The sequence below is a fragment of the Pseudonocardia humida genome, assembly GCF_023898865.1.
Taxonomy (GTDB): domain Bacteria; phylum Actinomycetota; class Actinomycetes; order Mycobacteriales; family Pseudonocardiaceae; genus Pseudonocardia; species Pseudonocardia humida.
Genome location: NZ_JAGSOV010000019.1, coordinates 79797 through 102662, shown reverse-complemented (window position 1 = coordinate 102662; position 22866 = coordinate 79797). Strand labels below are relative to the sequence as shown.

Annotated in this window: 26 protein-coding genes and 2 pseudogenes; 13 read left to right on the top strand and 15 right to left on the bottom strand. The window is 74.2% G+C overall.

The window, feature by feature from the left end; translation table 11 throughout:
• Positions 1-43: 43 nt before the first annotated feature.
• From KDL28_RS09075 to KDL28_RS09065, 3 genes are all read right to left on the bottom strand, one after another.
• The gene (locus tag KDL28_RS09075) at positions 44-895 is read right to left on the bottom strand and encodes a metal ABC transporter permease (protein WP_252436951.1); all 852 of its coding nucleotides are present in this window, start codon (positions 893-895) and stop codon (positions 44-46) included.
• Positions 896-965: 70 nt separating this feature from the next.
• The gene (locus KDL28_RS09070) at positions 966-1739 is read right to left on the bottom strand and encodes a metal ABC transporter ATP-binding protein (protein WP_252436959.1); all 774 of its coding nucleotides are present in this window, start codon (positions 1737-1739) and stop codon (positions 966-968) included.
• A 73-nt stretch (positions 1740-1812) separates the two neighbouring features.
• Entirely contained in the window at positions 1813-2820 is a 1008-nt protein-coding gene (locus KDL28_RS09065) for a metal ABC transporter solute-binding protein, Zn/Mn family (protein ID WP_252436950.1), read from the bottom strand.
• 119 nt (positions 2821-2939) lie between these two features.
• Here KDL28_RS09065 and KDL28_RS09060 point away from each other — a divergent pair, with 119 nt between their 5' ends.
• Positions 2940-4043 carry a LacI family DNA-binding transcriptional regulator gene (locus tag KDL28_RS09060; RefSeq protein ID WP_252436949.1) on the top strand — a complete coding sequence of 368 codons (1104 nt, stop codon included), beginning with the start codon at positions 2940-2942 and terminating at the stop codon, positions 4041-4043.
• Between the two features lie 17 nt (positions 4044-4060).
• On the opposite strand, the gene KDL28_RS09055 is transcribed toward KDL28_RS09060, so the two are convergent.
• Positions 4061-4798 (bottom strand): class I SAM-dependent methyltransferase, encoded by a 738-nt coding sequence (locus KDL28_RS09055; RefSeq protein ID WP_252436947.1) that lies wholly within the window; start codon positions 4796-4798, stop codon positions 4061-4063.
• A gap of 86 nt (positions 4799-4884) precedes the next feature.
• Complete coding sequence (locus KDL28_RS09050; protein ID WP_252436946.1) at positions 4885-5502, bottom strand: TetR/AcrR family transcriptional regulator; 618 nt, start codon at positions 5500-5502, stop codon at positions 4885-4887.
• 84 nt (positions 5503-5586) lie between these two features.
• Between KDL28_RS09050 and KDL28_RS09045 the strand changes: the two genes are divergently transcribed.
• Entirely contained in the window at positions 5587-6459 is an 873-nt protein-coding gene (locus tag KDL28_RS09045; RefSeq protein WP_252436945.1) for an arylamine N-acetyltransferase family protein, read from the top strand.
• On the opposite strand, the gene KDL28_RS09040 is transcribed toward KDL28_RS09045, so the two are convergent.
• The gene (locus tag KDL28_RS09040) at positions 6413-6970 is read right to left on the bottom strand and encodes a TetR/AcrR family transcriptional regulator (RefSeq protein ID WP_252436944.1); all 558 of its coding nucleotides are present in this window, start codon (positions 6968-6970) and stop codon (positions 6413-6415) included. The genes KDL28_RS09045 and KDL28_RS09040 overlap by 47 nt on opposite strands.
• Positions 6971-7065: 95 nt before the next feature.
• Between KDL28_RS09040 and KDL28_RS09035 the strand changes: the two genes are divergently transcribed.
• Positions 7066-7443 carry an antibiotic biosynthesis monooxygenase family protein gene (locus KDL28_RS09035; protein WP_252436943.1) on the top strand — a complete coding sequence of 126 codons (378 nt, stop codon included), beginning with the start codon at positions 7066-7068 and terminating at the stop codon, positions 7441-7443.
• A 13-nt stretch (positions 7444-7456) separates the two neighbouring features.
• Here the strand turns inward: KDL28_RS09035 and otsB are convergent, their stop codons facing one another.
• The 4 genes from otsB to KDL28_RS09015 all read right to left on the bottom strand — a co-directional run bounded on the left by otsB (position 7457) and on the right by KDL28_RS09015 (position 11879).
• Entirely contained in the window at positions 7457-8230 is a 774-nt protein-coding gene (gene otsB / locus KDL28_RS09030; protein ID WP_252436942.1) for a trehalose-phosphatase, read from the bottom strand.
• On the bottom strand, positions 8227-9651 hold the full coding sequence (locus KDL28_RS09025) for an alpha,alpha-trehalose-phosphate synthase (UDP-forming) (protein ID WP_252436937.1): 1425 nt from the start codon (positions 9649-9651) through the stop codon (positions 8227-8229). Before KDL28_RS09025 ends, otsB begins: the two co-directional genes overlap by 4 nt.
• A 109-nt stretch (positions 9652-9760) precedes the next feature.
• Entirely contained in the window at positions 9761-11173 is a 1413-nt protein-coding gene (locus KDL28_RS09020; RefSeq protein ID WP_252436935.1) for a threonine/serine exporter family protein, read from the bottom strand.
• Positions 11174-11285: 112 nt separating this feature from the next.
• Positions 11286-11879, bottom strand: a complete 594-nt coding sequence (locus KDL28_RS09015) for a TetR/AcrR family transcriptional regulator (RefSeq protein ID WP_252436934.1) — start codon at positions 11877-11879, stop codon at positions 11286-11288.
• 212 nt (positions 11880-12091) lie between these two features.
• On the opposite strand from KDL28_RS09015, the gene KDL28_RS09010 reads away from it, so the two are divergent.
• The 3 genes from KDL28_RS09010 to KDL28_RS09000 are packed head-to-tail and all read left to right on the top strand — an operon-like array spanning position 12092 to position 15676.
• Positions 12092-12556: a (2Fe-2S)-binding protein gene (locus tag KDL28_RS09010; RefSeq protein WP_252436932.1), complete on the top strand. Its 465-nt coding sequence runs from the start codon at positions 12092-12094 to the stop codon at positions 12554-12556.
• Positions 12543-13505 (top strand): FAD binding domain-containing protein, encoded by a 963-nt coding sequence (locus KDL28_RS09005; RefSeq protein ID WP_252436929.1) that lies wholly within the window; start codon positions 12543-12545, stop codon positions 13503-13505. The genes KDL28_RS09010 and KDL28_RS09005 overlap by 14 nt, the downstream gene beginning before the upstream one ends.
• Positions 13502-15676 (top strand): xanthine dehydrogenase family protein molybdopterin-binding subunit, encoded by a 2175-nt coding sequence (locus tag KDL28_RS09000; protein ID WP_252436927.1) that lies wholly within the window; start codon positions 13502-13504, stop codon positions 15674-15676. The genes KDL28_RS09005 and KDL28_RS09000 overlap by 4 nt, the downstream gene beginning before the upstream one ends.
• 368 nt (positions 15677-16044) lie before the next feature.
• On the opposite strand, the gene rpmF is transcribed toward KDL28_RS09000, so the two are convergent.
• The 3 genes from rpmF to mrf are packed head-to-tail and all read right to left on the bottom strand — an operon-like array spanning position 16045 to position 17725.
• Positions 16045-16215 carry a 50S ribosomal protein L32 gene (gene rpmF, locus KDL28_RS08995; RefSeq protein ID WP_252436926.1) on the bottom strand — a complete coding sequence of 57 codons (171 nt, stop codon included), beginning with the start codon at positions 16213-16215 and terminating at the stop codon, positions 16045-16047.
• Positions 16215-16463: a type B 50S ribosomal protein L31 gene (locus KDL28_RS08990; RefSeq protein WP_252436924.1), complete on the bottom strand. Its 249-nt coding sequence runs from the start codon at positions 16461-16463 to the stop codon at positions 16215-16217. Before KDL28_RS08990 ends, rpmF begins: the two co-directional genes overlap by 1 nt.
• Positions 16460-17725, bottom strand: a complete 1266-nt coding sequence (mrf, locus tag KDL28_RS08985) for a ribosome hibernation factor-recruiting GTPase MRF (RefSeq protein ID WP_252436920.1) — start codon at positions 17723-17725, stop codon at positions 16460-16462. The genes KDL28_RS08990 and mrf overlap by 4 nt, the downstream gene beginning before the upstream one ends.
• Before the next feature lie 70 nt (positions 17726-17795).
• Between mrf and rpmG the strand changes: the two genes are divergently transcribed.
• From rpmG to KDL28_RS08970, 3 genes are read left to right on the top strand one after another with little or no spacing between them, the layout of a single operon-like run.
• Positions 17796-17960 carry a 50S ribosomal protein L33 gene (gene rpmG, locus KDL28_RS08980; protein ID WP_252436919.1) on the top strand — a complete coding sequence of 55 codons (165 nt, stop codon included), beginning with the start codon at positions 17796-17798 and terminating at the stop codon, positions 17958-17960.
• Positions 17960-18196, top strand: coding sequence for a 50S ribosomal protein L28 (gene rpmB / locus KDL28_RS08975; protein WP_252436918.1), 237 nt, complete (start codon positions 17960-17962; stop codon positions 18194-18196). Before rpmG ends, rpmB begins: the two co-directional genes overlap by 1 nt.
• Before the next feature lie 22 nt (positions 18197-18218).
• The gene (locus KDL28_RS08970) at positions 18219-18590 is read left to right on the top strand and encodes a hypothetical protein (RefSeq protein WP_252436960.1); all 372 of its coding nucleotides are present in this window, start codon (positions 18219-18221) and stop codon (positions 18588-18590) included.
• A 192-nt stretch (positions 18591-18782) separates the two neighbouring features.
• Here KDL28_RS08970 and KDL28_RS41400 read toward each other — a convergent pair.
• Positions 18783-18980: pseudogene (locus KDL28_RS41400) on the bottom strand (ABC transporter ATP-binding protein); the annotation flags it as partial.
• A gap of 238 nt (positions 18981-19218) precedes the next feature.
• Here KDL28_RS41400 and KDL28_RS08960 point away from each other — a divergent pair.
• The 3 genes from KDL28_RS08960 (at position 19219) to KDL28_RS08950 (ending at position 21984) form a co-directional block, all read left to right on the top strand.
• Positions 19219-20502 (top strand): MFS transporter, encoded by a 1284-nt coding sequence (locus KDL28_RS08960; protein ID WP_252436917.1) that lies wholly within the window; start codon positions 19219-19221, stop codon positions 20500-20502.
• Positions 20503-20512: 10 nt separating this feature from the next.
• Positions 20513-21163 (top strand): TetR/AcrR family transcriptional regulator, encoded by a 651-nt coding sequence (locus KDL28_RS08955; protein ID WP_252436916.1) that lies wholly within the window; start codon positions 20513-20515, stop codon positions 21161-21163.
• Between the two features lie 113 nt (positions 21164-21276).
• A complete protein-coding gene (locus KDL28_RS08950; protein ID WP_252436915.1) occupies positions 21277-21984 on the top strand; it encodes an SAM-dependent methyltransferase in 708 nt (235 codons plus the stop codon).
• On the opposite strand, the gene KDL28_RS08945 is transcribed toward KDL28_RS08950, so the two are convergent.
• The gene (locus tag KDL28_RS08945) at positions 21953-22348 is read right to left on the bottom strand and encodes an SCO5389 family protein (protein ID WP_252436913.1); all 396 of its coding nucleotides are present in this window, start codon (positions 22346-22348) and stop codon (positions 21953-21955) included. The two genes, KDL28_RS08950 and KDL28_RS08945, sit on opposite strands and share 32 nt — an antisense overlap.
• A gap of 200 nt (positions 22349-22548) precedes the next feature.
• Here KDL28_RS08945 and KDL28_RS08940 point away from each other — a divergent pair.
• A pseudogene (locus tag KDL28_RS08940) lies at positions 22549-22800 on the top strand (ArsR/SmtB family transcription factor); the annotation flags it as partial.
• Positions 22801-22866: the final 66 nt, after the last annotated feature.

Below are 22866 nucleotides of genomic sequence, written 5' to 3'. Positions count from 1 at the left end.
ACCGGTCGTGAGTGGAGAACGGGGTCATGACCCCGTTCTCCACTCACGACCGGTGAGCTGCGGGGACGCGCGTGCGCAGGCGGGCCACCAGTCGGCAGCCCAGGTAGCAGGCGAAGGCCAGCGCGGCCACGTAGCCGGAGACGGGCAGGCCGGGGGCCAGCGACAGGATCGTCCCGCCGACCAGCGACACCTCGGCGAACAGCACGGCCAGCAGCGTCGCGCGCACCGGGCTCGCGGTGACCTGCGCGGCCGCCGCGCCCGGCGCGATCATCACCGACAGCACCAGGATCGCCCCGACGATCGGCACGGCCAGCGCCGTGGCCAGCCCGATGAGCACCGCGAACACCAGCGACAGCAGCCGCACCGGCACCCCGCGGGCCATGGCCACGTCCGGGTCGGTGCTGGCGAACAGCAGCGGCCGGTACAGCACCGCGAGCACCCCGACGACCAGGAGCGCGACCACCCCCAGCACGGCGATGTTGGTCGAGTCGACGGCCACGATGGACCCGGTGAGCAGGCCGAACTTGTTCGACGCCCGGCCGTCGTAGAGGGCCAGCATCAGCACGCCCAGGCCCAGTCCGAACGCCAGCACCACGCCGATCACCGAGTCGCGCTCGCGGTGGCGCAGGCCCAGCACGCCGAACACCAGCCCGGCCAGCACCGCGCCGGCCACCGCGCCGATCCCGACGGCGAACCCGGCCAGCAGCGCGGCCGCCCCACCGGTGAAGGCCAGCTCGGCGGTGCCGTGCACCGCGAACGCCATCCCGCGGGCCACGATCAGCGGCGCCAGCAGGCCCGACACCAGGCCCAGCACCGCGCAGGCCAGCAGCGCGTTCTGCACGAACGGCAGCGCGAGCAGCTCGCCCAGCCCGTCGAAACCGATCAAGGTGCTCATCGCTCGGCCTCGCCGGGCTCGGCCGGCGCTTCGCGCAGGCGCTGTGTCGATGATTCGCTCGCGAGCTCGCTCATCGGCCCGGCTCCTCGGCGGCCAGCGGGTCGTCGCAGTGCGCGTGCTCCTCGGTGCCGACCACGACCAGCCGGTCGCGCAGGCGCAGCACCTCGATGTCGGTGCGGTAGAGCTCGCTGAGCACCTCCGAGGTCATCACCTCGGCCGGCGGCCCGATCCGGAACCGGCCGTCGACCAGGTAGAGGACGCGGTCGACCATCGGCAGCACCGGGTTGATCTCGTGGGTCACGAACAGCACCGCGGTGTCGGCGGCCCGGCGCCGCTCGTCGATCAGCCGGGTGACCGTGCGCTGGTGGGCGAGGTCGAGCGAGAGCAGCGGCTCGTCGCACAGCAGCACGGCCGGGTCGCCGATCAGCGCCTGGGCCACCCGCAGCCGCTGCTGCTCGCCGCCGGACAGCCGCCCGACGGGGGTGTCGGCGTAGTCGGTGCCGCCGACGGCGGCGAGGGCGGCGTCCACCCGCGCTCGACGCGCGCGCCGCCCGGTGATGCCCAGGCCGAGCCGGTGGCCGTCCAGGCCGAGGCCGACGAGGTCGCGCCCGCGCAGCGGCAGGTCGGCGTCGAGCGCCTTCTGCTGGGGCACGTAGCCGATCTCCGGTGCGCCGCGCCGGGCCGGGCGCCCGCCGATGCGGACCTCGCCGCGGGCCAGCTCGACCAGCCCCAGCAGCACCCGCACGAGCGTCGTCTTGCCCGAGCCGTTGGGTCCGAGCACGGCGACGAACTCGCCGGGCGCGATGTCCAGGTCGAGCCCGTCCCACAGGGTGCGGCCCCCCATCCGCACCTGAGCGCCGCGCAGCGAGAGCGCGGGCGTGGTGATCCTGGACGTGGTGGGGGGCGCGGTCACGGTGTCAGTTCCCGTTCAGGGCGGCGGACAGGGCGTCGATCTGGGCCCCCATCCAGGTCGGGTAGTCGGTCGTGCCCTCGGGGAGGGTCTCGGTGAACTCCACGACCGGCACCCCTCCAGTCTGCGCCGCCGCCCTGACCTGGTCGGTCGAGGGGGTGGTGGTCTGCGCGTTGACGATCAGCGCGGCCACCGGCTCGGGCGGCCCGAACAGGGTCAGGGTCTCGGCCAGCGCGGCGGCGGGCGGGTCGGTGTCCTCCTCGACGGCCTCGGTGAAGGCCTCCGGGGTGACGTCGGTGAGCCCGGCGGCCTGCAGCAGGTAGCCCGGGACGGGCTCGGTGACGGCCACCCTGGCGCCGGGCTTCGCGGTGGCGACGGCGCCCGCCTCGGTGATCAGCTCGCCGACCTGCGTGGAGAACCGCTCGGCGTTGGCGGTGAAGGTCGCGGCGTTCGCCGGGTCCGCGGCGCCCATGTCGGTGGCGAGCCGCCCGGCCAGCGCCTGCACCGTCGGCAGGCTGTACCAGACGTGCTCGTTGAAGGAGCCGTGGGCGTGGCCCTCCTCCTCGCCTGCGTGTTCCTCGCCCGCGTGTTCCTCGCCCGCGTGCTCCTCGGCGTCCTCGGCCGGGGCCAGTCCGGAGAGCGCGACGACGTCGATCACCTTCGGCTCGCCGCCCGCCGACTCCACCAGCCGCGTCATGAAGTCGTCGTAGCCGCCGCCGTTGAACACCACGACGTCGGCCCCGGCCACCGCGGCGGCGTCGGCCGGGGTGGTCTCGTAGGAGTGCGGGTCGGCGCTCGGGTCGTCGATCAGCGAGGTGACCTCGACCAGGTCGCCCCCCACGGCCTGGGCGACGGCGCCGTAGACGTTGGTGGAGGAGACGACGTCGAGCAGTTCGGCCTGGGCGGGGCCGGTCGCGGTGGTGCCGGCCGGGGCGTCGGTGCCGCACGCGGCGAGCGCGGCGGTCAGGACGGCGGCCGTGGCCGCGACGAGCGGTCCGGTCGAGCGATGCCTCATTCGGGGACACTCCTGTAACTGAAAACGATTGTCGATTCACTCTATCTTGTGACGAGGGGCTCCCCGCACCCCCCGTCCGGCACTTTCCCGGTGAACCTCTGAACCGTTACGGTGCGTTGATGCCCGGGCCCCCACACGTCCGCCGGCCCGCGACGCTCGCGTCGCTGGCCGCTGAGTTGGGCGTCTCGCGGACGACGGTCTCCAACGCCTACAACCGTCCCGACCAGCTCTCCGCACCGCTGCGCGAGCGGGTGCTGGAGGCCGCGCGCCGGCTCGGCTACCCCGGTCCCGACCCGGTGGCGCGCTCCCTGCGCACCCGCAAGGCGGGCGCCGTCGGCCTGCTGCTCACCGAGGCGCTGTCCTACGCGTTCCGCGACCCGGCGGCCACCGGCTTCCTGGAGGGCCTGGCGCTGGCCTGCGAGCAGGCCAACCAGGGCCTGCTGCTGGTGCCGGTGAGCCCCGACCACGTCGACGTCACGGCCGTGCACCAGGCGGGCGTCGACGGCTTCGTCGTCTACTCCGTCCGCGAGGACGACCCGCACTTCATGGCCGTGCTGGAGCGCCCGGTGCCCACCGTGGTCTGCGACCAGCCCACCGGCGTCGAGGGCGTCGACCGGGTCGGCGTCGACGACCGCGCGGGCATGCTGGGCCTGGCCCGCCACCTCACCGGCCTGGGCCACCGCCGGTTCGGCGTGATCTGCATGCGGCTGGCCGCCGGCCACAACGACGGCCCCGCCTCGGCCCAGCGCCAGGAGTCGATCACCTACCCGGTCCAGCGCGACCGCCTCGGCGGCATCCGCGACGGGCTGGCCGAGGTCGGCGTCGACTGGGCCGACGTGCCGGTGATCGAGCGGTTCGAGCACAGCGTCGAGGCCGGGCGGGACGCCGCGGAGGAGCTGATGACCGCCCACCCCGACCTGACGGCCGTCGTCTGCACCTCCGACATCCTCGCCCTCGGCGCGCTGCAGCACGCGGGGGAGCGCGGCCTGTCCGTGCCCGAGGACCTGTCGGTGACCGGCTTCGACGGCGTGCCGGAGGCCGGGCGGGCCGGGCTGACCACGGTCAGCCAGCCGGTGCTGGAGAAGGGCCGGATCGCCGGGGAGCTGCTGCTGCAGCGCGGCGACCGCAACCGCTCCCGGCGGGTCACCCTGCCCACCGAGCTCGTGGTCGGCTCGACCAGCGCGGCCCCCCGCTCCGACCAGCGGTTCTTCTCCGGCTGGTAGCCGGCGGGCTGCGCCGCTCAGCCGCTCACGATCAACCGGTACCCGGCGTCGAGCCGGTCCAGGGCCGACAGGTCGCGGTGGCGCTCGTGCCAGGCGCCGGAGTCCAGGTCGGCGGCGAGCGCGGCCAGCCCGTCGGCCAGGTCCCGCGGGTCGGCCTGGGCCAGCATCGAGATGCCGGCGCGCACCCCCGGGTCGAGGTAGGCCGCGGGCCGGCGCCAGAAGGCGGCGCCGAAGCCGTCGGTGCAGTCGTGCGGCACCACCACCGGCTCGACCCGCGCCCCGGGCAGCAGCTCGACGAGCCGGGCGACGGGCACGGCGTGGCCCGCGCTGACCGCGGCGGCGGCCGGGAGGTACTCGCGCACCAGCCAGAACTCACCGAGCGCCGCCTGGTCCCAGGTGAGGATCACGACCCTCCGCCGGGAGACCCGGCGGAGCTCGGCGATCCCGGCGTCGACGTCGGTCCAGTGGTGGACGGTCAGCACCGCGAGCGCGGCGTCGACGGCGCCGTCGGCCAGGGGCAGCGCCTCGGCCGTGCCGCGCACGCAGGGGGCGGCCCCTGCGGGGCGCTGCGCGATCATGACCGAGCTGGGCTCGACCGCCGCGACCGTCTCCGCCGGCTCGTAGGAGCCCGTGCCGGCGCCGACGTTCACGACGCCGGCCATGCCGGCCAGCGCCGCGCCCACCTGCGCGGCGATCCTCGGGTCCGGTCGGCGGGTGCTCCGGTAGTCGCGACCGATCCGGTCGTAGGCGGTCATCCTCCGATGATGGCAGCGGCCCAGCCCCTTACGGGATCGGCAGCGGGGAGTTTGATCCCTGACGCCGGTCTCGACGGGATGGCGGATCACCGGAGGTCGTCGAGCAGGAGCGGGTCGCCCGGCAGCGGCTCGCCGGGGTGTGCCCGCATCCCCTCCAGCACGATGGCGATGTGCCGCTCCGCCGCACCCCCGACCAGCGCCGGGGGTGCGCCCGGTAGCGGCCGCAGGACGAGCGCGAGCAGCACCGCGAGGTCGCCCGCGCTCACCTCCGGTCGCATCGCTCCTTCGCCGTGAGCCCGGTCGACCAACTGCTGGAGCAGTGCGACCAGCTCGTCACGCAGCTCCTCGTGCTCGGCGTCCAGGCGCAGCCCGGCCCAGGTGCGGGCGAACGTCATCGACAGCCCGGCCGCGAGGCGCAGGTCGCCGACCGAGGCCCGGACGAAGCCGGTGAGCCCGCTCCAGCCGTCCGCGGCACCCGCCGCGGCCCGCGCGTTCCCGACCACCCGCCGCAGGCTCGTCACCGCCACTGCCCGGACCAGGGCGTCGCGGTCGGGGAAGCGGCGGTAGAGCGTGCCGACACCGACCCCGGCCCGCCGGGCGACCTCGTCGAGGGGGGCGTCCGGGCCGCGCTCGGCGAACAGGGCCGCAGCGGCCTCGACGAGCCGGTCCCGGTTGCGCCGCGCGTCGGCCCGCAGGTCTGCCACCTCGCCAGCCTATCCCTTACTGGACGGTCATCCTCCGGATGGCTACAGTAAGTGGAGGAAAATCCTCCGATTGAGGAGCTCGTCGTGGACCTCCACCCGTTGCTCGCCCGCCTCGGCGTCGACGCACCGCTGTCCGCCGACCTCGCCACCCTCCGCAGGCTGCACCGCGCCTGGCGCACCCGCGTCCCCTACGAGAACGTCGACATCCAGCTGGGCCGGCCGGTCCGACTCGACCCGGAGGCACTGCTCGACAAGTTCGGCCGCCGCTCGCGGGGCGGGTTCTGCTACGAGATGAACGGCGCGCTGGCGCTGCTGCTGCGGTCGGTGGGCTTCGCCGTGGACGTGGTCGAGAGCGGGGTGCTGGCCGTCGTTCGCGGCGACGGGGCCTGGGGCAACCACGTCGCGCTGCTCGTCACGATCGACGGCGAGCGCTGGGTGGCCGACGCCGGCATCGGCGACGCCTTCCTGGAGCCGCTGCCGCTGCGCGAGGGCGAGCACCGCCAGGGCGGGCTCGGCTACCGCATCGAGCGCCTCGACGCCGGTACGTGGCGCATCCACCACCACCCCGGTGGCAGCGTCGCGTCCTACGACCTGCGCACCGCGCCCCGCGACCTCGGCGACTTCGCCGGGCGCTGCCAGGAGCTCGCCACCTCGCCGGACTCCCCGTTCGTCCGGGTGCTGCTGGCCCAGCACCACCGCGACGGGCAGGAGCTCGCCCTGCGCGGGCGGACCGTCGCCGCGCCGGACGGGCAGCGCGTCATCGGGGGCGTCGAGGAGTTCGTCGAGGTGCTCGACCGCTTCCGGATCCCGGTGGACGACCTCGGCGACGACGGGGTCGCCGTCCTCTGGGAGCGCACCGGGGGCCAGCACGCGGCGTGGCTCGAGCTGCAGGCCCGGGCCACCACGTCGGTCAGCGGGGGTTCCGGCCCGGGAGGGGACGGCCCAGCCGGCCGGTGACCGCGCGGGCCAGCGACTCGACGTCGGAGCCCGGGTCCGGCGCGACCATGCCTTCCAGCAGCAGCGATGACAGCCCGTGCACCAGCGACCAGCCGGCCAGCGCGGTCGTCCGGTCGCGCGGCGCGCCGTCGGGCTCGGTCCCCAGCGATGCCCCGGCCCGCTGCTGCGCCGCGACCAGCCCGTGGTCGTCCGCTCGGACCAGCCCGGGCGCGCGCATCACCGCGAAGTGCGCGGGGTGCGTGGTGGCGAACACGACGTAGGCCACCCCCAGCTCGGCGAAGTCGCGATCGGTGACGGCGTCCAGCGCGTCGGCGAGCAGGCTCCAGCCCTCGGTGGCGATGGCGGTGAGCAGCCCCGTCTTGTCCCGGAAGTGGTGGGTGGGTGCGGCGTGCGAGACGCCGGCGCGGCGGGCGAGCTCGCGCAGGCTGATCGCGACCGGGCCCTGCTCGACGATCGCGGCGAGCGCGGTGTCGAGCAGGGCCCGGCGCAGGTCGCCGTGGTGGTAGGGCACGGGTCACAGGGTAGCGCGAGTCTTGACGTTGACAAGTTACGACCTCGTGCGGCATCTTGTCGTTGTCAAGACCATGCGATCCGAAGGAGACCGGGATGCCGACCCTGCCGTGGACCACTGTCGACGCCGCGACCACCACCGGGGGCGAGCCGCTGGTGATGGCCTCGCGCTTCCGGCTGCGCAGCTTCCGCGACGTGCCGCCGTTCCTGCGCGACGCCATGCGGGTGCGCACGCTCGTGCGCCGCTCGCCGGGCGCACTAGGCGTGTCGCTGGTGGCGCGCCCGCTGCGCCGAGAGTTCGCCACGCTCAGCGCGTGGCGCGACCGGGAGTCGTTGGACGCGATGGTGCGGGCCGAGCCGCACCGGTCGGTGATGGCCCGCTACCGGGCGGCCATGGCCGACTCGCGGTTCGTCTTCTACGCCCCCGCCGAGTACCCGCCGACGTGGGAGGAGGCCCGCGCGAAACTGGCCTGAGCCGGGCCCGCGATCACGACCCCGCGATCGCCGCCCTGCGCTCCGCGAGCAGGGTGGTGAGCAGCTCGGTGACGGCCTCCGGGTCGGCGACGCGGTACGCGGCCGCCGTCTCGCCCTCGCCGACCTTGACCCCGACGTCGCCCGGGCGCATCCGGGCCAGCGCGGTCTCGTCGGTGACGTCGTCGCCGCCGAAGATCACGGCGTCGGCCTTCACCCGCTCGCGCAGCAGGTCGATCGCCGACCCCTTGGACGTGCGCATCACCGACATGTCGAGCACCGCCTTGCCCGGTGTCGACTCGATCCCCGGCCGCGCGCCCGGCCCGGCCGCCGCCGCGGCCAGCACCCGCGCGCCGACCTCGGCCGGCGCGTTGCGGACGTGCACCGCGACCCCGGCCGGCTTGGCCTCCAGCGCGACCCCCGGCTCGCCGTCGACCAGCGCGCTCAGCTCCGTCACCAGCGCGTCGAGGCGGGCGCGCTGCTCGTCGTCGAGGACGGCGGCGCCGTCGTCGAACTCGCCGCCGTGGCTGCCGACCAGCCGCACCGGCGCCGTGAAGCCGGACACCGCGCCCAGGTCGGCCAGGCCGCGCCCGGACACCAGCGCGACGACCGTGTCGGGCAGCTCGGCCAGCTCGGAGAGCACGCGGGCGGTCTCGGGCAGCGGTCGCGCGTCCGAGGGCACGTCGACGATCGGGGCGAGCACGCCGTCGAAGTCGAACGCGACCAGCAGCCGGGGCACCGCCGCGACCGAGCGCACCGCCTCGGCCAGGGCGGGGTCGAGGGCGCTCACGACGGGTCCGCGGGCGGGAGGCCGAGCGCGTCGAGGAACGAGCGCGCCCACCGGTCCACGTCGTACTTGAGCACCTGGCGGCGCAGCGCCTTCATCCGCTTGTCGCTCTCGGCGCGCGACATCGTCAGCGCCTCGTACAGGGTGTTCTTCACGCCGTCCGTATCGTGGGGGTTGACCAGCAGCGATTCCTTGAGCTCGATCGCGGCCCCGGCGAACTCCGAGAGCACCAGCACCCCGCCGCCGTTGCTGCGGCAGGCGATGTACTCCTTGGCCACCAGGTTCATGCCGTCGCGCAGCGGGGTGACCAGCATGACGTCGGCGGCGAGGTAGAACGCCACCAGCTCCTCGCGCGGCAGCGACTGGTGCAGGTAGTGCAGGACGGGGTGGCCGACGCTGGCGTAGGTGCCGTTGATCCGCCCCACGGACTGCTCGATGTCGGCGCGCATCTTCTGGTAGTGCTCGACGCGTTCGCGGCTGGGCGTGGCCAGCTGGATGAACACCGTGTCGGTGTTGTTGATCCGCTCCTCGAGGAGCAGCTCCTCGAACGCGCGCAACCGCACGTCGATGCCCTTGGTGTAGTCGAGGCGGTCGACACCGAGGATGACCCGCTCGGGGTCGCCCAGGTCGGCCCGGATCTGCTTGGCCCGCTCCTGCACCTCCGGCCGTCGTGCCATCTCGTCGAGCTGGGCGGAGTCGATCGAGATGGGGAAGGCGCCGACCTTGACGGTCCGCCCGCCGTACTGCAGGTCGCGCGTGCCGTTGGCCGTCGCCTCGGTGAACCGCCCGGCCAGCTGGCGGAAGTTGCGCACGCCGCCGGGCGTGTGGAAGCCGACCAGGTCGGCGCCCAGCAGCCCCTCGACGATCTCGCGCCGCCACGGCAGCTGCTGGAACAGCTCGACGGGCGGGAACGGGATGTGCAGGAAGAACCCGATCCGCAGGTCGGGGCGCAGCTCGCGGAGCATCTTGGGCACCAGCTGCAGTTGGTAGTCCTGGACCCAGACGGTCGCGCCCTGGCCGGCCACCTCCGCGGTGGCCTCGGCGAAGCGCTGGTTGACCTGGACGTAGGCCTGCCACCAGTGCCGGTGGAACGCCGGCGGCGCCACGACGTCGTGGTAGAGCGGCCACAGGGTGCCGTTGGAGAAGCCCTCGTAGTAGTTCTCGACGTCCGCCGCGGACAACGGGACCGGGTGCAGCTGCAGGCCGTCCTCGACGAGCGGGTCGACCTCGGCGTCGGGCAGGCCCACCCACCCCACCCAGGCGCCGTCGCGGCTGCGCAGCATGGGTTCGAGGGCCGTGACGAGCCCGCCGGGGCTGCGCTTCCAGCGCTGCGAGCCGTCGGGCAGCTTCTCGAGGTCGACCGGCATGCGGTTGGCGACGACGACGAACTCGGCGTCGGAGAGTTCGCTCTTCCCGGTCGGCATGGCGCTGACCTTACTGATGCTCCGGCCCCGGCGCGGGGTCTGAGACTCGGCTCTGCGGCGGCGCACGCCCGGGTGGCGCCGTGGCTGCGGCCACTCGGGCGCGGGTCCGCTACGACTCCGGCTGGACCTCCGGTTCGTCCGTCCTCGCCGGACCGGCCGGGCGCGGCCGGCGCGGCCGCGTCATGAAGTCGCCCAGCGCCACGCCCGCGGCCAACGCCAGCCCGACCCCCAGCGCCAGGGTGACGGTGACCAGCCCGTCGGCCAGGCCCTCGACGGCCAACTGGTAGAAGCCGCGGTAGGCGACCAGCCCCGGCAGCAGCGGGGTGATCCCGGCCAGCGTCACCACCAGCGACTGCACCCCGCCCCGGCGCCGCAGCAGCCCGGCCGCCGCCCCGACGACCACGGCCGCCGAGCCCGTCGCCGCCACCGGCCCCAGATCGAGGAGCTGCACGGTCGCCCCGTAGGTGATCCAGCCCGCGGTCCCGGCCAGCCCGGCGGCGAGCAGCGAGCGCAGCGGCGCGTACCCGGCCAGCGCGTAGCAGGCCGCCCCCACCCCGGCCGCCACCGCGGCCAGGCTGAACCGCCCCACCCCGGGCGCCAGCGCTTCGGCGACCTCCAGGTTCACCCCGAACGTGAACCCGATCTTCAACGCGAGCACGACCCCGGTCAGCAGCCCCGCCGACAGCAGAGCGATCTCCGCGGCCCGCCCGGCCGCCGTCACGTAGTAGCTGCCGATGGCGTCCTGCACGGTGCCCACCACCGACAACCCCGACAGCAGCACCGTGATGCCGGCCGCGACGACCAGCGAGGGCCGCGTGCCCTCCGCGAAGAGCCCGGTCGCGAACAGCACGAGCGTGGACCCCGTGGCCAGGAACCCCCCGCAGACCTGCTGGAAGAACGCCGGCAGCTGCCACCGGCCGAGCAGCCGCCCCACCCGGTCGATCAGCGCGGTCACCACGAACGCGACCACCGCCGTCAACGGCTCGGCCCCCAGCAGCACCGCCACCGACGCCGACAGCCCCGCCCACCCCGCCGTCGCCACCCACCGCGGGTAGGGGTGCGCCGCCCGCACCGCGGCGTCGAGCGCCACCGCCGCCGCCCGCACGTCCAGCCGCCCCCGCTCCACCCGCTCCACGACGCGGTAGACCTGCGCCAACCGGCTCAGGTCGAGCGTGCGGTACCGGATCAGCCGCATCGACGTCACCGGCGCCGCCGCGTTCCCCCGGTGGCAGCACATGGTGATCGAGGTGAACGTGATGTCCACGTCCACCGTCGGCAACCCCGCCGCCTCCGAGATCCGCAGCATCCGCGCCGTGGTCTCCTCGGCGTTCTCCCCGCTCGACAGCAGCACCTCCCCGACCTGCATGCACAGGTCGAGCACCTGCTGGACGTGCGAATCCGACGGCACCTCCGGCCCGATCGGGCGCAGCGCGGGCGTCGTCGGCGGCCCGCCGTGCAGCAGGCCGTGCGGATCCCGGCGCAACGTGCCCCGCACGCGTCGGGTGAAGCGGCGGGGATCCATGACGATCAGGGTAGGGGTGGGGCGGGCGGGGGTGGCGGCACTCCGATCCTCCGTGTGCCGGTGCAGCAGTGGTGGAGCAACCGCCGTCCCGCCGGCCGACCCCGCCCGAACCTCAGAGTGCGCGGTCGGGTCCCCGAGCCCCGTCGGCGGCCATCCCTCGCCAGAGCAGGTCGGTGAGGCTCTCGGCGTGGCGCTGCCAGTCGCTGTCGGGGTCGAGGTGCAGCAACCCGCTGAGTCCGCGCAGGACCGTCTCGGGGTCCAGGTCGGCACGGACCGTGCCGGCCCGGATGTTCGCCTCGACCAGCGTCGAGGCCGCCCCGAGTACCGCCTGGTAGGCGTGCGCGGCCACGTCCCCGGCCGCGGTGCTCGCGGTCTGCAGCGCGGCGGCGAGGCCCCGCTTGGTCATCAGGTAGTGCGTCAGGTGGTCGGTCGCCCAGGTCCGGAAGGCCTGCTCCGGGGAGTGGGAATCCAGCAGGCCCGGGACGACCCCGACGAGGTGGCGCACCTCGCGCTCGTACACGGCCAGGACGAGCGCCTCCGGCGTGGGGAAGTGCCGGTAGACGGTGCCGACACCCACCCCGGCCTGCTTCGCGATGGTGTTGAACGAGAGCTCACCGGCGGCGATCGACTGCGCGGCGACGGCCAGGATCCGTTCGTGGTTGCGGCGGGTGTCCGCACGGCGGTGGCTGACCGACCCGGTCGTCATCGCCCCTCCCGTCCGGCTCACCTTCGTCCAGCGTGTCCACGGTAATGCAGACCGGACGGACCTGCGACGACGCCCGTGGGAGTCGCTCATCTTTGCGAAGCGGATAAGAATCCGCTAGCGTGCGTGGTGGCGCCACACCCTCGAACCCGAACCCACCACCACGGTCCCCGCCGAGCGCCCCTCGGCGGAGGAGTCTGCGGGAAAGAGAGCCAGTGGACATCTCACTCGTGATCAACGGTAGACCGGAACGACTGAGCGTCGATCCGGGCGTGACCCTCCTGGACGCGTTGCGCGAACGCCTCGGTGTCACCGGCCCCAAGAAGGGCTGCGACCGGGGTCAGTGCGGTGCGTGCACCGTGCACGTCGGCGGCCGGCCGGTGCTCTCGTGCCTGACCCTGGCCGCCACCGTCCAGCAGCCGGTCACCACGGTGGAAGGCCTCGCCGACGGCGACCAGCTCCACCCGGTCCAGCAGGCCTTCCTCGACCAGGACGCCCTGCAGTGCGGGTTCTGCACGTCCGGCCAGATCATGTCGGCCGTCGCCGCGGTCGAGCAGGACGTGCCGGACGTCCGCGAGTTCATGTCCGGCAACCTCTGCCGCTGCGCGGCCTACCCGAACATCGTCGCGGCGGTCGAGCAGGCGGCCGAACAGGCGAGGCGGGCCGATGCGTCCCTTTGAGCTCACAGCGCCCGCGACCGTCGACGACGCCCTCGCCTCGCCCGGCACGTTCCTCGCCGGCGGGACCACACTCGTCGACCTGATGAAGCTCGACGTGCTGACCCCGCACCGCGTCCTGGACATCAACGCGCTGCCGCTGCGCGGCATCGACGCCGGTGACGGGCTGCGGATCGGCGCCCTGGAGCGGATGAGCGACGTCGCCGCCCATCCCGGGGTCTACCCGGTGATCTCCCGCGCCCTGCTGCAGAGCGCCTCCCAGCAGCTCCGGAACATGGCCAGCATCGGCGGCAACCTGATGCAGCGCACCCGCTGCAGCTACTTCCGCGACGTCGCCACGCCGTGCAACAAGCGGGTGCCCGGCAGCGGCTGCCCGGCCATCGCGGGTGCCAACCGGATGCACGCGGTGCTGGGCACGAGCGACGCGTGCGTGGCCACCCACGCCAGCGACCTGGCCGTCGCCCTCGTCGCACTCGACGCGCGGGTCCGGCTGGTCGGTGCCGACGGGGAGCGCACCGTCGTGCTCGCCGACCTCTACCGCACGCCCGGCGGCACCCCCGAGGTCGACAACGACCTGCGCCCCGGGGAGCTGATCAGCGAGATCGTGGTCCCGCGGCTCGACTGGGCGACGCGCTCCACCTACGTCAAGGTGCGGGACCGGCAGTCCTACGAGTTCGCGCTGTGCTCCGCGGCCGTCGCCATCGACGTCCGGGACGGGCGCGTCGTCGACGCCCGGGTGGCGGTCGGCGGCGTGGCGACCGTGCCGTGGCGGCTGCCGGCGGTCGAGGCGGCCCTGCGCGGCGCGCCCGCGACCCGGGCGTCCTTCGAGGACGCGGCGGCGGTGGCGGCCGAGGGTGCCCGGCCGCTGTCGGCCAACGCTTTCAAGGCGTCGTTGCTGCCGCGGACGGTCGTCCGCGCGCTGCTCGAGGTGACCGAGGGGGACCGAGCATGATCAGCCGGTTGGACGGCCCGAACAAGGTCACGGGCCGGGCCAGGTACGGAGCGGACAACAACGTCCCCGGCATGGTCTTCGGACACGTCGTGCTCAGCACGATCGCGCACGGCCGGATCACCGCCATGGACGTCGCGGCAGCGCGGAACGCGCCGGGCGTGATCGCCGTGTACACGCCGTTCGCGCCGCTGCGGCTGCGGACACCGGTGTCCCCGTTCCTGGGCGCGACCTGGGTCCCGCTGCAGAACACCGACGTCGCCCACTACGGCCAGCCGATCGGCTTCGTCGTCGCCGAGACCTACGAGCAGGCCCGCGACGCGGCGATGCTCGTCGGGGTCTCCTACGACGAGCGGCCGGCGCTGACCTCGATGCGAGACGGCCTCGCCACGGCGCAGGACGCTCCCCCTGCCATGGACGGCGCGCCGCCGTCCCTCGCCGTGCTCGCCCCCGGTGTGGAGTCCATCGAGGACGCGCTCGCCGCGAGCCCCGTGGTCGTCGAGGCGACCTACACCACCGCCACGCAGAACCACGCCGCGATGGAGCCGCACTCCGCGGTGGCCGTGTGGGAGTCCGGTGGGCTGACCGTTCACAGCGGCAACCAGGGCTCGGACCTCGTGGCCGCGGCGTTGGCCGACGCCCTGGGCCTCGACCTCGCGCGGGTCCACGTCGTGAACCCGTTCGTCGGCGGGGCGTTCGGCGGCAAGGGCGCCGCTTCCACGCCCGCGTTCCTGGCGGCGGCCGCCGCCAGGGACCTCGGCCGACCGGTCAAGGCGGCGCTCACCCGCGAGCAGGTCTTCACCGCCACCGCCACCCGGCCCGCCACCGTGCAGCGGCTCAGCATCGGCGCGGACGAGGACGGCACGCTGATCGCGCTGCGCCACGACTCGTGGTCCAGCACCACCGCCACGCCGGGGTTCGTCGAGCCGACCTCGCACGGCACCTCCCGCGAGTGGTACGCCACCCCCAACGTGGCGATCAGCCAGAAGATGGTGCCGCTGCACGTCCCGCCCACCACGTTCATGCGGGCGCCGGGCGAGGCCCCGGGGTCGTTCGCCCTGGAGAGCGCGATCGACGAGCTGGCGGTCGCCCTGGACGTGGACCCGATCGAGCTGCGTCGGCGCAACAGCTCGGTCGCGCCTCCCGGCAAGGACCTGCAGTGGTCGAGCAAGCACCTCGACGAGTGCTTCCGCCTGGGCGCCACCCGGTTCGGGTGGGCGGAGCGCACCCGGCGGGGACGTGCCGACGGCGACTGGCTGGTCGGCCTGGGCACGGCCACCGCGATGTTCCCGGCCCTGCGGTTCCCGGCCAGCGTCCGGGTCACGCTGCGCGACGACGACACGGCCGAGGTCGCGACCAGCGGCGCCGACCCGGGCACCGGCCTGCTCACCGTGCTGGCCCTGATCGGTGCGGAATCCCTCGACATCTCCCCCGAGCGGGTCACGCCCCGGCTGGGCGACTCGGCGCTGCCGCCGGGGGGCATGTCCGGCGGCTCGACCGCGACGGCGAGCGCGGGCTCGGCCATCATGATCGCCGCGCCGCAAGCGATCGACGAGCTGCTCGCGCTGGCGTCGGGGCCGGGCGCGCCGTTCGAAGGCGCGGAGCTCTCCTACGCCGACGGTCGCGTGCTGGCCGCCGACGGCCGGCGCATGACGTTCGGGGAGGTCCTGCGGGCAACGGGCCGCAGGTCGATCGCCGCCGTCGGCTCCTCGGCCCCTGGCGAGGAGATGACCAAGCACTCGTTCAGCTCGTTCGGCGCCCAGTTCTGCGAGGTCCGGGTGCACCGGTGGACGCGCGAGGTCCGGGTGTCGCGGATGCTCGGCGTGTTCGACGCCGGCCGGATCATCAACGAGCAGACGGCCCGGAGCCAGATCATCGGTGGCATGATCTGGGGCGTCTCGGCCGCGCTGCACGAGGGCCTGGAGATCGAGGAGAGCGGCCGTCCGGCCAACGGGGACTTCGCGAGCTACCTGCTCCCGGTCAACGCCGACATCCCCGACGTCGACGTCGCGTTCGTGCAGTACCCCGACACCTTGCACAACCCCGTCGGAGCGCGCGGTCTGGGCGAGATCGGCGTCGTCGGCATGGCGGCGGCGATCGCCAACGCCGTCCACAACGCCACCGGCATCCGGGTGCGCCACATCCCCATCGCGATCGAGGACCTCCTGGATTAGCGACGCCGGATGTGAGCAAGCCCGCCGGGGATCCCGCAGCGGCTCCGCGGTCCTCCCCCCTCGGGCCCGCGGAGTTCGCGTGGCGGCAGCGAAGCTCCTGGTCGACCGCGCCGGCATCCAGGAGCGGCAGGATTGAGGTCGGATAGCGTCGTGCGGGTGAGGCTGTGGCCCTGCGGGAGGCATATCCGCAGGTGGGATGCAGTTCCAACGCCGGTGTAGCTCAGTGGTGGAGCGACCGCCTTCTCAGGCCCGCGAGGGCGATCCCGGCTCGCCACCATCACTTCGAGCGGCCCTCGACACCCGTTTCGGGTGAGCGGCTTCAGTCCGCGCTCGTGCGACGCGCTTCCGCGTGCAGTTCGCCGGTGGGGTCAGGATGGCGGGGGCAGGTAGCCCCGCTGGTAGGCCCGGATGAGGCGACGGGGGACCAGGTTGGGCTTCCCGTCGAGGACGATGGGGACGAGGTCGGGTGGGGCGGCCTTCCACTGCGCGCGGCGGTGGCGGGTGTTGCTGCGCGACGTGCGGCGCTTCGGGACGGCCATCAGCGGTGGGTCCCGTAGCGGCGGCGGAACTTCTCGACCTGGCCGGCGTTGTCGAGCACGCGACCGGTGCCGGTCCAGAACGGGTGGGAGAAGGCGGTGACGTCGACGGGGATCAGCGGGTAGGTGCGCCCGTCGGTCCACTCGATCGTGCGGTCGGAGGTGGCAGTCGAGCGGGTGAGGAACGCCTCGCCGGTGGTGCGGTCCTGGTAGACGACGGGGTGGTAGTCGGGGTGGATACCAGGCTTCACGGCTGCTCCTCGGTGCGGTTGTCGGTGCGGTTGTCGGTGCTGTGGTGCGGTTCGGGGGTGGTCTGCTCGCAGGGGTCGGCGTGGTGGTCGCCGAACGGGTCGGGGTAGTGCCGCCAGGCGGCGGGGCCGGCGGCGAGCTCGTCGTCGGTGAGCAGCGCGGCGCCCAGCGCGGCGCGCACGTCGTCGGGGTCGGCGTCGACCACCAGCACGCTCAGTTCCTGGACGCGGTCGCCCCAGCGGGGGTGCCAGCGCAGGGCTGCGGCGGCGCGGCGTTCGGGGTCGGCGTGCTCCCAGCCGTCGGGGTCGGCGACGAGCCACTCGCCGGCGTGGCCGACGCGGAGACCGCCGCCGGCCGACTCCAGCCAGAGGCAGGTGTCGGGGCGGGTGACGAGCCAGAGCCGGCCGCGGGTGCGCACGACGCCGGTGAGCAGGACGTCGACGGCGGAGTGCAGCCGCTCGGGGTGGAAGGGGCGGCGGGCGGTGAAGACGACCACCTGGACGCCGCCGTCGGGGCCGAGCGGGGGTTGGCCGCGCAGCAGGGCGGCGTGCAGCGGGTCGGGCCGGCCGCGGCGCGCGCCCGTCGGTAGCGCTTCGAGCAGCAGCTCCGCGGCCTCGAAGCGGTCCAGCGGGGCGTGCTGGGCCAGCGGGGTGAGCCGCGCCAGCACCGCGCTGGTGCGGGTGCGCAGCCACGGCTCGGTCTCACCGGCGAGCACCACGAGGTCGGCGAACTCGGCCTGGCCCACTGCGACCTGGGCGATGGTGCGGTCGTCGTGGGGGAGGGCGGTCAGGCCCCGCTCGGCCGGTTCGACGTCGTCGGTGGCATCGGCCAGCCACCGGTCGACGTCGAGGACGCCGATCACGCCGCGCAGGTCTACGGCGTCGGTGACAGGGGCGCCGTCGACCAGCACGTGCAGCACCGCCCAGCAGACCTGCTCCGGTTCCAGGACGGGGTCGAGGTGCAGCACGATCCGCCGCACGTCGGGCCGCTGCCCGAGGTGGCGCAGCAGGGGAAGCACGTCCTCGCGCAGGGTGCAGGACACGCACCCGTGTCGCAGCTCGACCGGCACGGCCTCGTCGGTGCCGGCGTGGCGCAGGCGGCGGTGCACCACGCCGTCGGCGACGTCACGCAGATCGTGGTGCAGCACCGCGGTCCCCGGCTGCAGGGCGCGTAGGCGCTCGATCAGCCGCTCGGCCTCGTGAGCCGCCGCGCCGGTGGTGCCACCGGCGAGCAGGACCAGCTCGGTCCGGTCCCCGTCGGTCATCGCGCCTCCCTCGGTCTTGGTACCGTCCTATCGTAAATGACAATCATTTTCACTACGAGGAGAGGGTGGGATGGCCAGGAACGAGGTGCGGCCGATCGTGCGGCTGAAGTCGACCGCCGGGACCGGGACGACCTACGTGACCCGCGAGAACCGGCGCAACGACCCGGACCGGATGGTGCTGCGCAGGTACGACCCGGTGCTGCGCCGCCACGTCGAGTTCCGGGAGGAGCGCTGATGTCGCGCCGCTGCCAGCTGACCGGGCGCGAACCCGGCTTCGGCAGGAACGTCTCGCACTCGCACAAGCGCACGTCGCGGCGCTGGGACCCGAACATCCAGGTCCGGCGCTACTGGTTGGCGAGTGAGAGCCGGTTCGTGCGGCTGCGGCTGTCGGTCAGAGGGATGCGCACGGTCGACAAGATCGGGGTCGAGGTGGCGGTCGCCCGGCTGCGGGCGCGCGGGGAACGGGTGTGAGCGTCGTGTCGGGACCGACGCGATGACCGGGCCGGCGGACGCCCCGGCCGGGTACACCGTCGTCGCGTGTGCCGCCGTCCCGTGCCGCGACGGGACCGCCGACGACCTGCGCGGGGCCCTGCGCGACAGCGTCGCCCGCAGCGCCCGCGGCGTGCTGGTCGTGGCCGGCTGCACGATGGGTCCGACCGGGTGCCGGCTGCGTCAGCCCGGCGCGGTCGTGGTGGTCCAGCCCTGCGACGCCGAGCGTCGACCGGTCGGCGCCGCGGTCCGGATCGGGCCGGTGCGCACCGCGCACGACGTGACCGTCGTGCGGGACTGGCTGGGCGCCGGCCGGCTCGATCCCGCCGCGCTGCCCGGCCGGCTGACGGCGCTGCACGGCGCCGCCCGCGACTGACGGCGATCGACCCGCGTGCGGCGGGATCGCCCGCGTTCGGCGATCACTCCGTCGCGCGGGACGAGGGTCTGGTCGGCGGCGAGGACGGTTCGCAGGCGGTGGGCGATGACCGGCAGCGTCGAGCGCCGCGTTCGCCTCGTCCAGCACGACGACGGGGGCGTCCTTGAGCGGCGCGCGGGCGATCGACACCCGCTGGCGCTGGCCGCCGGAGAGGGTGGAGCCGCCTTCGCCGACGCGGGTGTCCCAGCCGGCGGCCAGGTCGTCGACGGCCTCCTCGAGGCCGGCGAGCGCGGCGACCCGGGCCAGGTCGGGCGTCGGGTGGCGTCCGGCCGAGCGGTCGAGGCTGCCCTGGTCGGCGACGAGCACGGCGTCGATGTCGACCTCGCTCATGTCGTTGGCGACCACCGCGACCCGGCGGCCCTCGCGGTCGGCCAGGACGTGGTGGACAGGGTCGTCTTCCCGGCACCCGGGAACGAGCGCGCTGGTCACATAGTGATGATAATCATTCTCATTTATACGCTCCGACGCCTCCTCGCCGTCGCGAACGGTGAGCGGTTGACAGTGGTCTCGCTGTGTTATTAGGTGATCCTAACTATCCGCGTACTAAGTACTCATCTCCGAGGTGTCCATGGCATCGCACCCCGAACGTCCTGCCCGGGAGACCGAGCGCTCCGCGGAGGGGCGCGTGCTGGTCCTGGTCCTGGTCGCCGTGCTGGTGACCTACACCGCGCAGCAGCTGCTGACGCCGGTGCTGGCACCGCTGTCGCGCGAGGTCGGGCTCACCGAGTTCCAGCTGGGGCTGGTCATCACCGTCGCTGCGGTCGTGTTCACCCTCGCCAGCCTCGCCTGGGGGCGCGTCGCGGACCGGTGGGGACACCGACGCGTGCTGCTCACCGGGCTGGTGCTCGCCGCGGCGGGGATGGCGGCCTTCACGGTGGTATGCCGCTGGGCGCTGGCCGGTGGGCAGGCGCCGGAAGCGGTGCTGCTCGCGATGCTGCTCACCCGCTCGGTGCTGTTCGGCATCGGGGTCGGCGCGGTACCGGTGGCGGCCCTGTCCTACGTCGGATCCACCACGGCGGGAGCGGAGGCGCGCACGCGCGCGGTGTCGATGGTGGGTGCTGCGCAGGCGGTGTCGCTGGTCCTCGGGCCGGGTCTGGGCGGCGCGCTCGCCGTCGTCGACCTGCTCGCCCCCGTGCACCTGGCCCCGGTCCTGCTGGTCGTGGCGGCAGTGGTCGTCGCGGCCCTGCTGCCCCGGGCTCCGCGTACCGCCGCGGCCGTCGACGAACCTCGACCGGTGCGGTCCGTGGCGCCGTGGGATGCGCGGGTCCGCCCCTTCCTGGTCGTCGGGTTCCTGCTGTACCTGTCGCTCGGGATGATGCAGGTCATCATCGGGTTCCTGGTCCAGGACCGACTGGGTTCGGACTCCCGCGACACCGCGGTCGCGGTCGGCGTCGCGTTCTTCGCCACCGGTTTGGTGCTCGTGGCCACGCAGGCCGTCGTCGTGCCCAGGTTGCGGTGGGCGCCGGCGCCCCTGCTGCGTGTCGGGTCCCCGATCGCGGCGGCGGGGTTCGTCGTGCTGGCCCTGGCCGCGCAGCTGTGGTCGATCACGGCGGGGATGGCGATCATCGCGCTCGGTCTGGGGCTGGCCATGCCCGGCTTCTCCGCCGGCGCCAGCCTGCGCGTCGGCCCGACCGAGCAGGGCGCCGTCGCCGGACTGGTCAACGCCACCACCGGGGCGACGTTCGTCCTCGGTCCGCTGCTGGGCACCGGGCTCTACACGGCCGCGCCGGCGCTGCCGATCTGGTTGGGGGCCGCGACGTGCGTGGTCGGCGCATGCGTGGCCGGGCTCAGCCGGGGTGTCGTCGCAGCCCCCACGGTGTCGGTCGTGCAGCCGCCCGGCCCGGAGAGTTGAATCGCGAACAATGGTCGGACGGGACGAGGTGCACCGGCGGGGGTACGGCCGGCTCGACCTCGGCGACATCATCACGGTTGCCATCGGCATCGCCCGCGCCGAGGGCATCCACGCCCTGACGATGCGCCGCGTCGCCGACGAGCTGGGCTGCGCGCCGATGTCGCTGTACCGGCACGTGGCCGACCGGCGGGCTCTGCTGCTGGCGATGCTGGATGACGTCGCCGCGCGGATCGACCTGCCCGAGCCCCTCGGCGACCCCGCGGCGGAGATCACCGCGCTGATGTCGGCCGCCCACCGCGTCATGGCCGCCGACGCCTGGGTGGTGACCGTGCTCGTCGTCGACGGGCTGGCCAGCCCGCTGATCCTGCCGCTGATCGAGCGGCTCGTCGGAGCCCTGGCGAGGGCGGGTCTCGACGGCCGCCGGGCGATCGCGGCGCATGCGCTGCTGTGGCAGTTCACCTACGGCGAGCTGCTCACCACCCACCACGCCCGCGCCGACGCCTGGAACCGGCGCATGGTGCTCGACAGCGACCCGCAGCGGTTCCCGCGGCTGCACGCCGCGCTGGCAGAGCTCGACCCGGACGGGGGGGCGGAGCGCTACCCGGACAACCTGGCGCTCGTGGTCCGGAGCGTGCTGGAGCAGGTCGGCCCGCACCACTGACTACATCCAGACTTCGCTGTCATGGCAAGCGGATCCGCGCCTCGACGATCCGATCGAAGATCGTCGACCCATGACCGGGAGACCTGCCACCCCGGCCCCGCCCGACGATGCCCGTGCCGGCTTCGACCGCCACCGCCGAGGACTACCGGGATGGCTTCTACCGCGGGCTGGACGTGCCCGCGGACTGGGGCACCCGGCCCAACCCGCTTCTGGCCGCCGGGGTCGAGGGACTCGCGCCCGGGGCCACACTGGATCTTGCCTGCGGCATGGACGGCGAAGCCATCTGGCGAGCCGGACGGGACTGGCGGGTCACCGCTGTCGACGTGTCGCCGACGGTCCTGCGCCGGGCGGCCGAGCTGACCGCCGCGAAGGGCGTCGCCGACCGGATCGCCTGGCAGGCGCACGACCTGTCGCGGACGTTCCCCGAAGGTGCCTCCGATCTCGTCTCCGCGCAGTTCCCGCACTCTCCGGTGGCTGCCGTGGGCGGGCGGGAGTCCGTCCTGGCCGGGGCGGCCGAGGCGGTCGCGCCGGGTGGCGTGCTGCTGGTCGGGAGCCACGCCGGGTGGCCCTCGTGGGTGACGGAGGCGCCGTTCGCGTACCACTTCGCGACGGCCGCGCCGGCGGTCAGCCCGGTGGTGCTGGTCCGGCTGATCACCCAGCGGCTGCGCGACTGTGGCAGGGCGTCGGGCGGGCGGAGTGGATCACCGCTCGCGCTCGTCGGGCGGCGGGACCGCCGCCGGGTGCCGGTCGGTGGGCGGTGTTCGCCGAGACCGCGCGGCACGACCTCCGTCAGCAGTCGCGCAGCTCGGGCGACTGGTTGAGGACCTGTCCGCGAGGGCTGGTGAACGCCCGGTGCGCCGGCCCGCCGACCGCCTCCGGGGCGAAGGCGGCGACCCGGTGGCAGTTCTGGAACGCCAGCCGGACCCCGAAGTGCCGCTCCAGGGCGGCCCGGATCGCGTCGCTGGCCAGCGCCCGCAGCAGCTGCCCGCGCTCCTGCTCGGAGGGCGGCGGTACGGCGTGCTGGCCGAAGGGCGCGTCCGGGTGGTCGAGCCGATCCTCCACCGCGGCGGCGACGACTGACCAGGCGTAGGGCAGCGAATCGCGGACGACGGCGACGAACTGCGCGTCGTCGAGCTCGCCGCGCTCGGCGGCCTCCAGCACGGGGGTCGGGACGTCGAGGGACACGGGGCCTCCAGCGGATCGGCGCGGTGCTCGCGCGGGGACGCCCTCCAGTCACGCACCCGTCACCCCGCCGGGACCAGGGATGTCCGGGCGTGCCACCGCTTCGGCGGCGAGGAACCACTGGGCGGCAGAGCGAAGTCGACCGGAACGTCGGATCGCGATGCCCTTGTCAGCCCATCGGTTACTCCAATTGACATGCACATATGCAGATGCTTTTATGGTTCATGCCGGATGGGGACGCGATCGATTCGACGGCGGAGGTCCTGCGGGCTGTGGCGTCACCGCTGCGGCTGCGGATCCTGCTGCTGCTCGACCGGTCCCCGCTGCCGGTGCAGCGGCTCGCCCGGATGCTCGGCGAGAGCCAGCCCCTGGTGTCCCACCACCTGGGGATCCTGCGCCGGGCCGGGCTGGTCGCGGTCCACCGCGAGGGCCGGCGGTCGGTGTACTGCACCACCGCCGAACCCGTGGTCGGGTTCGCGATCCGGGCTGTCCACGAGGCCGCCCACGACGACACGAGGAGG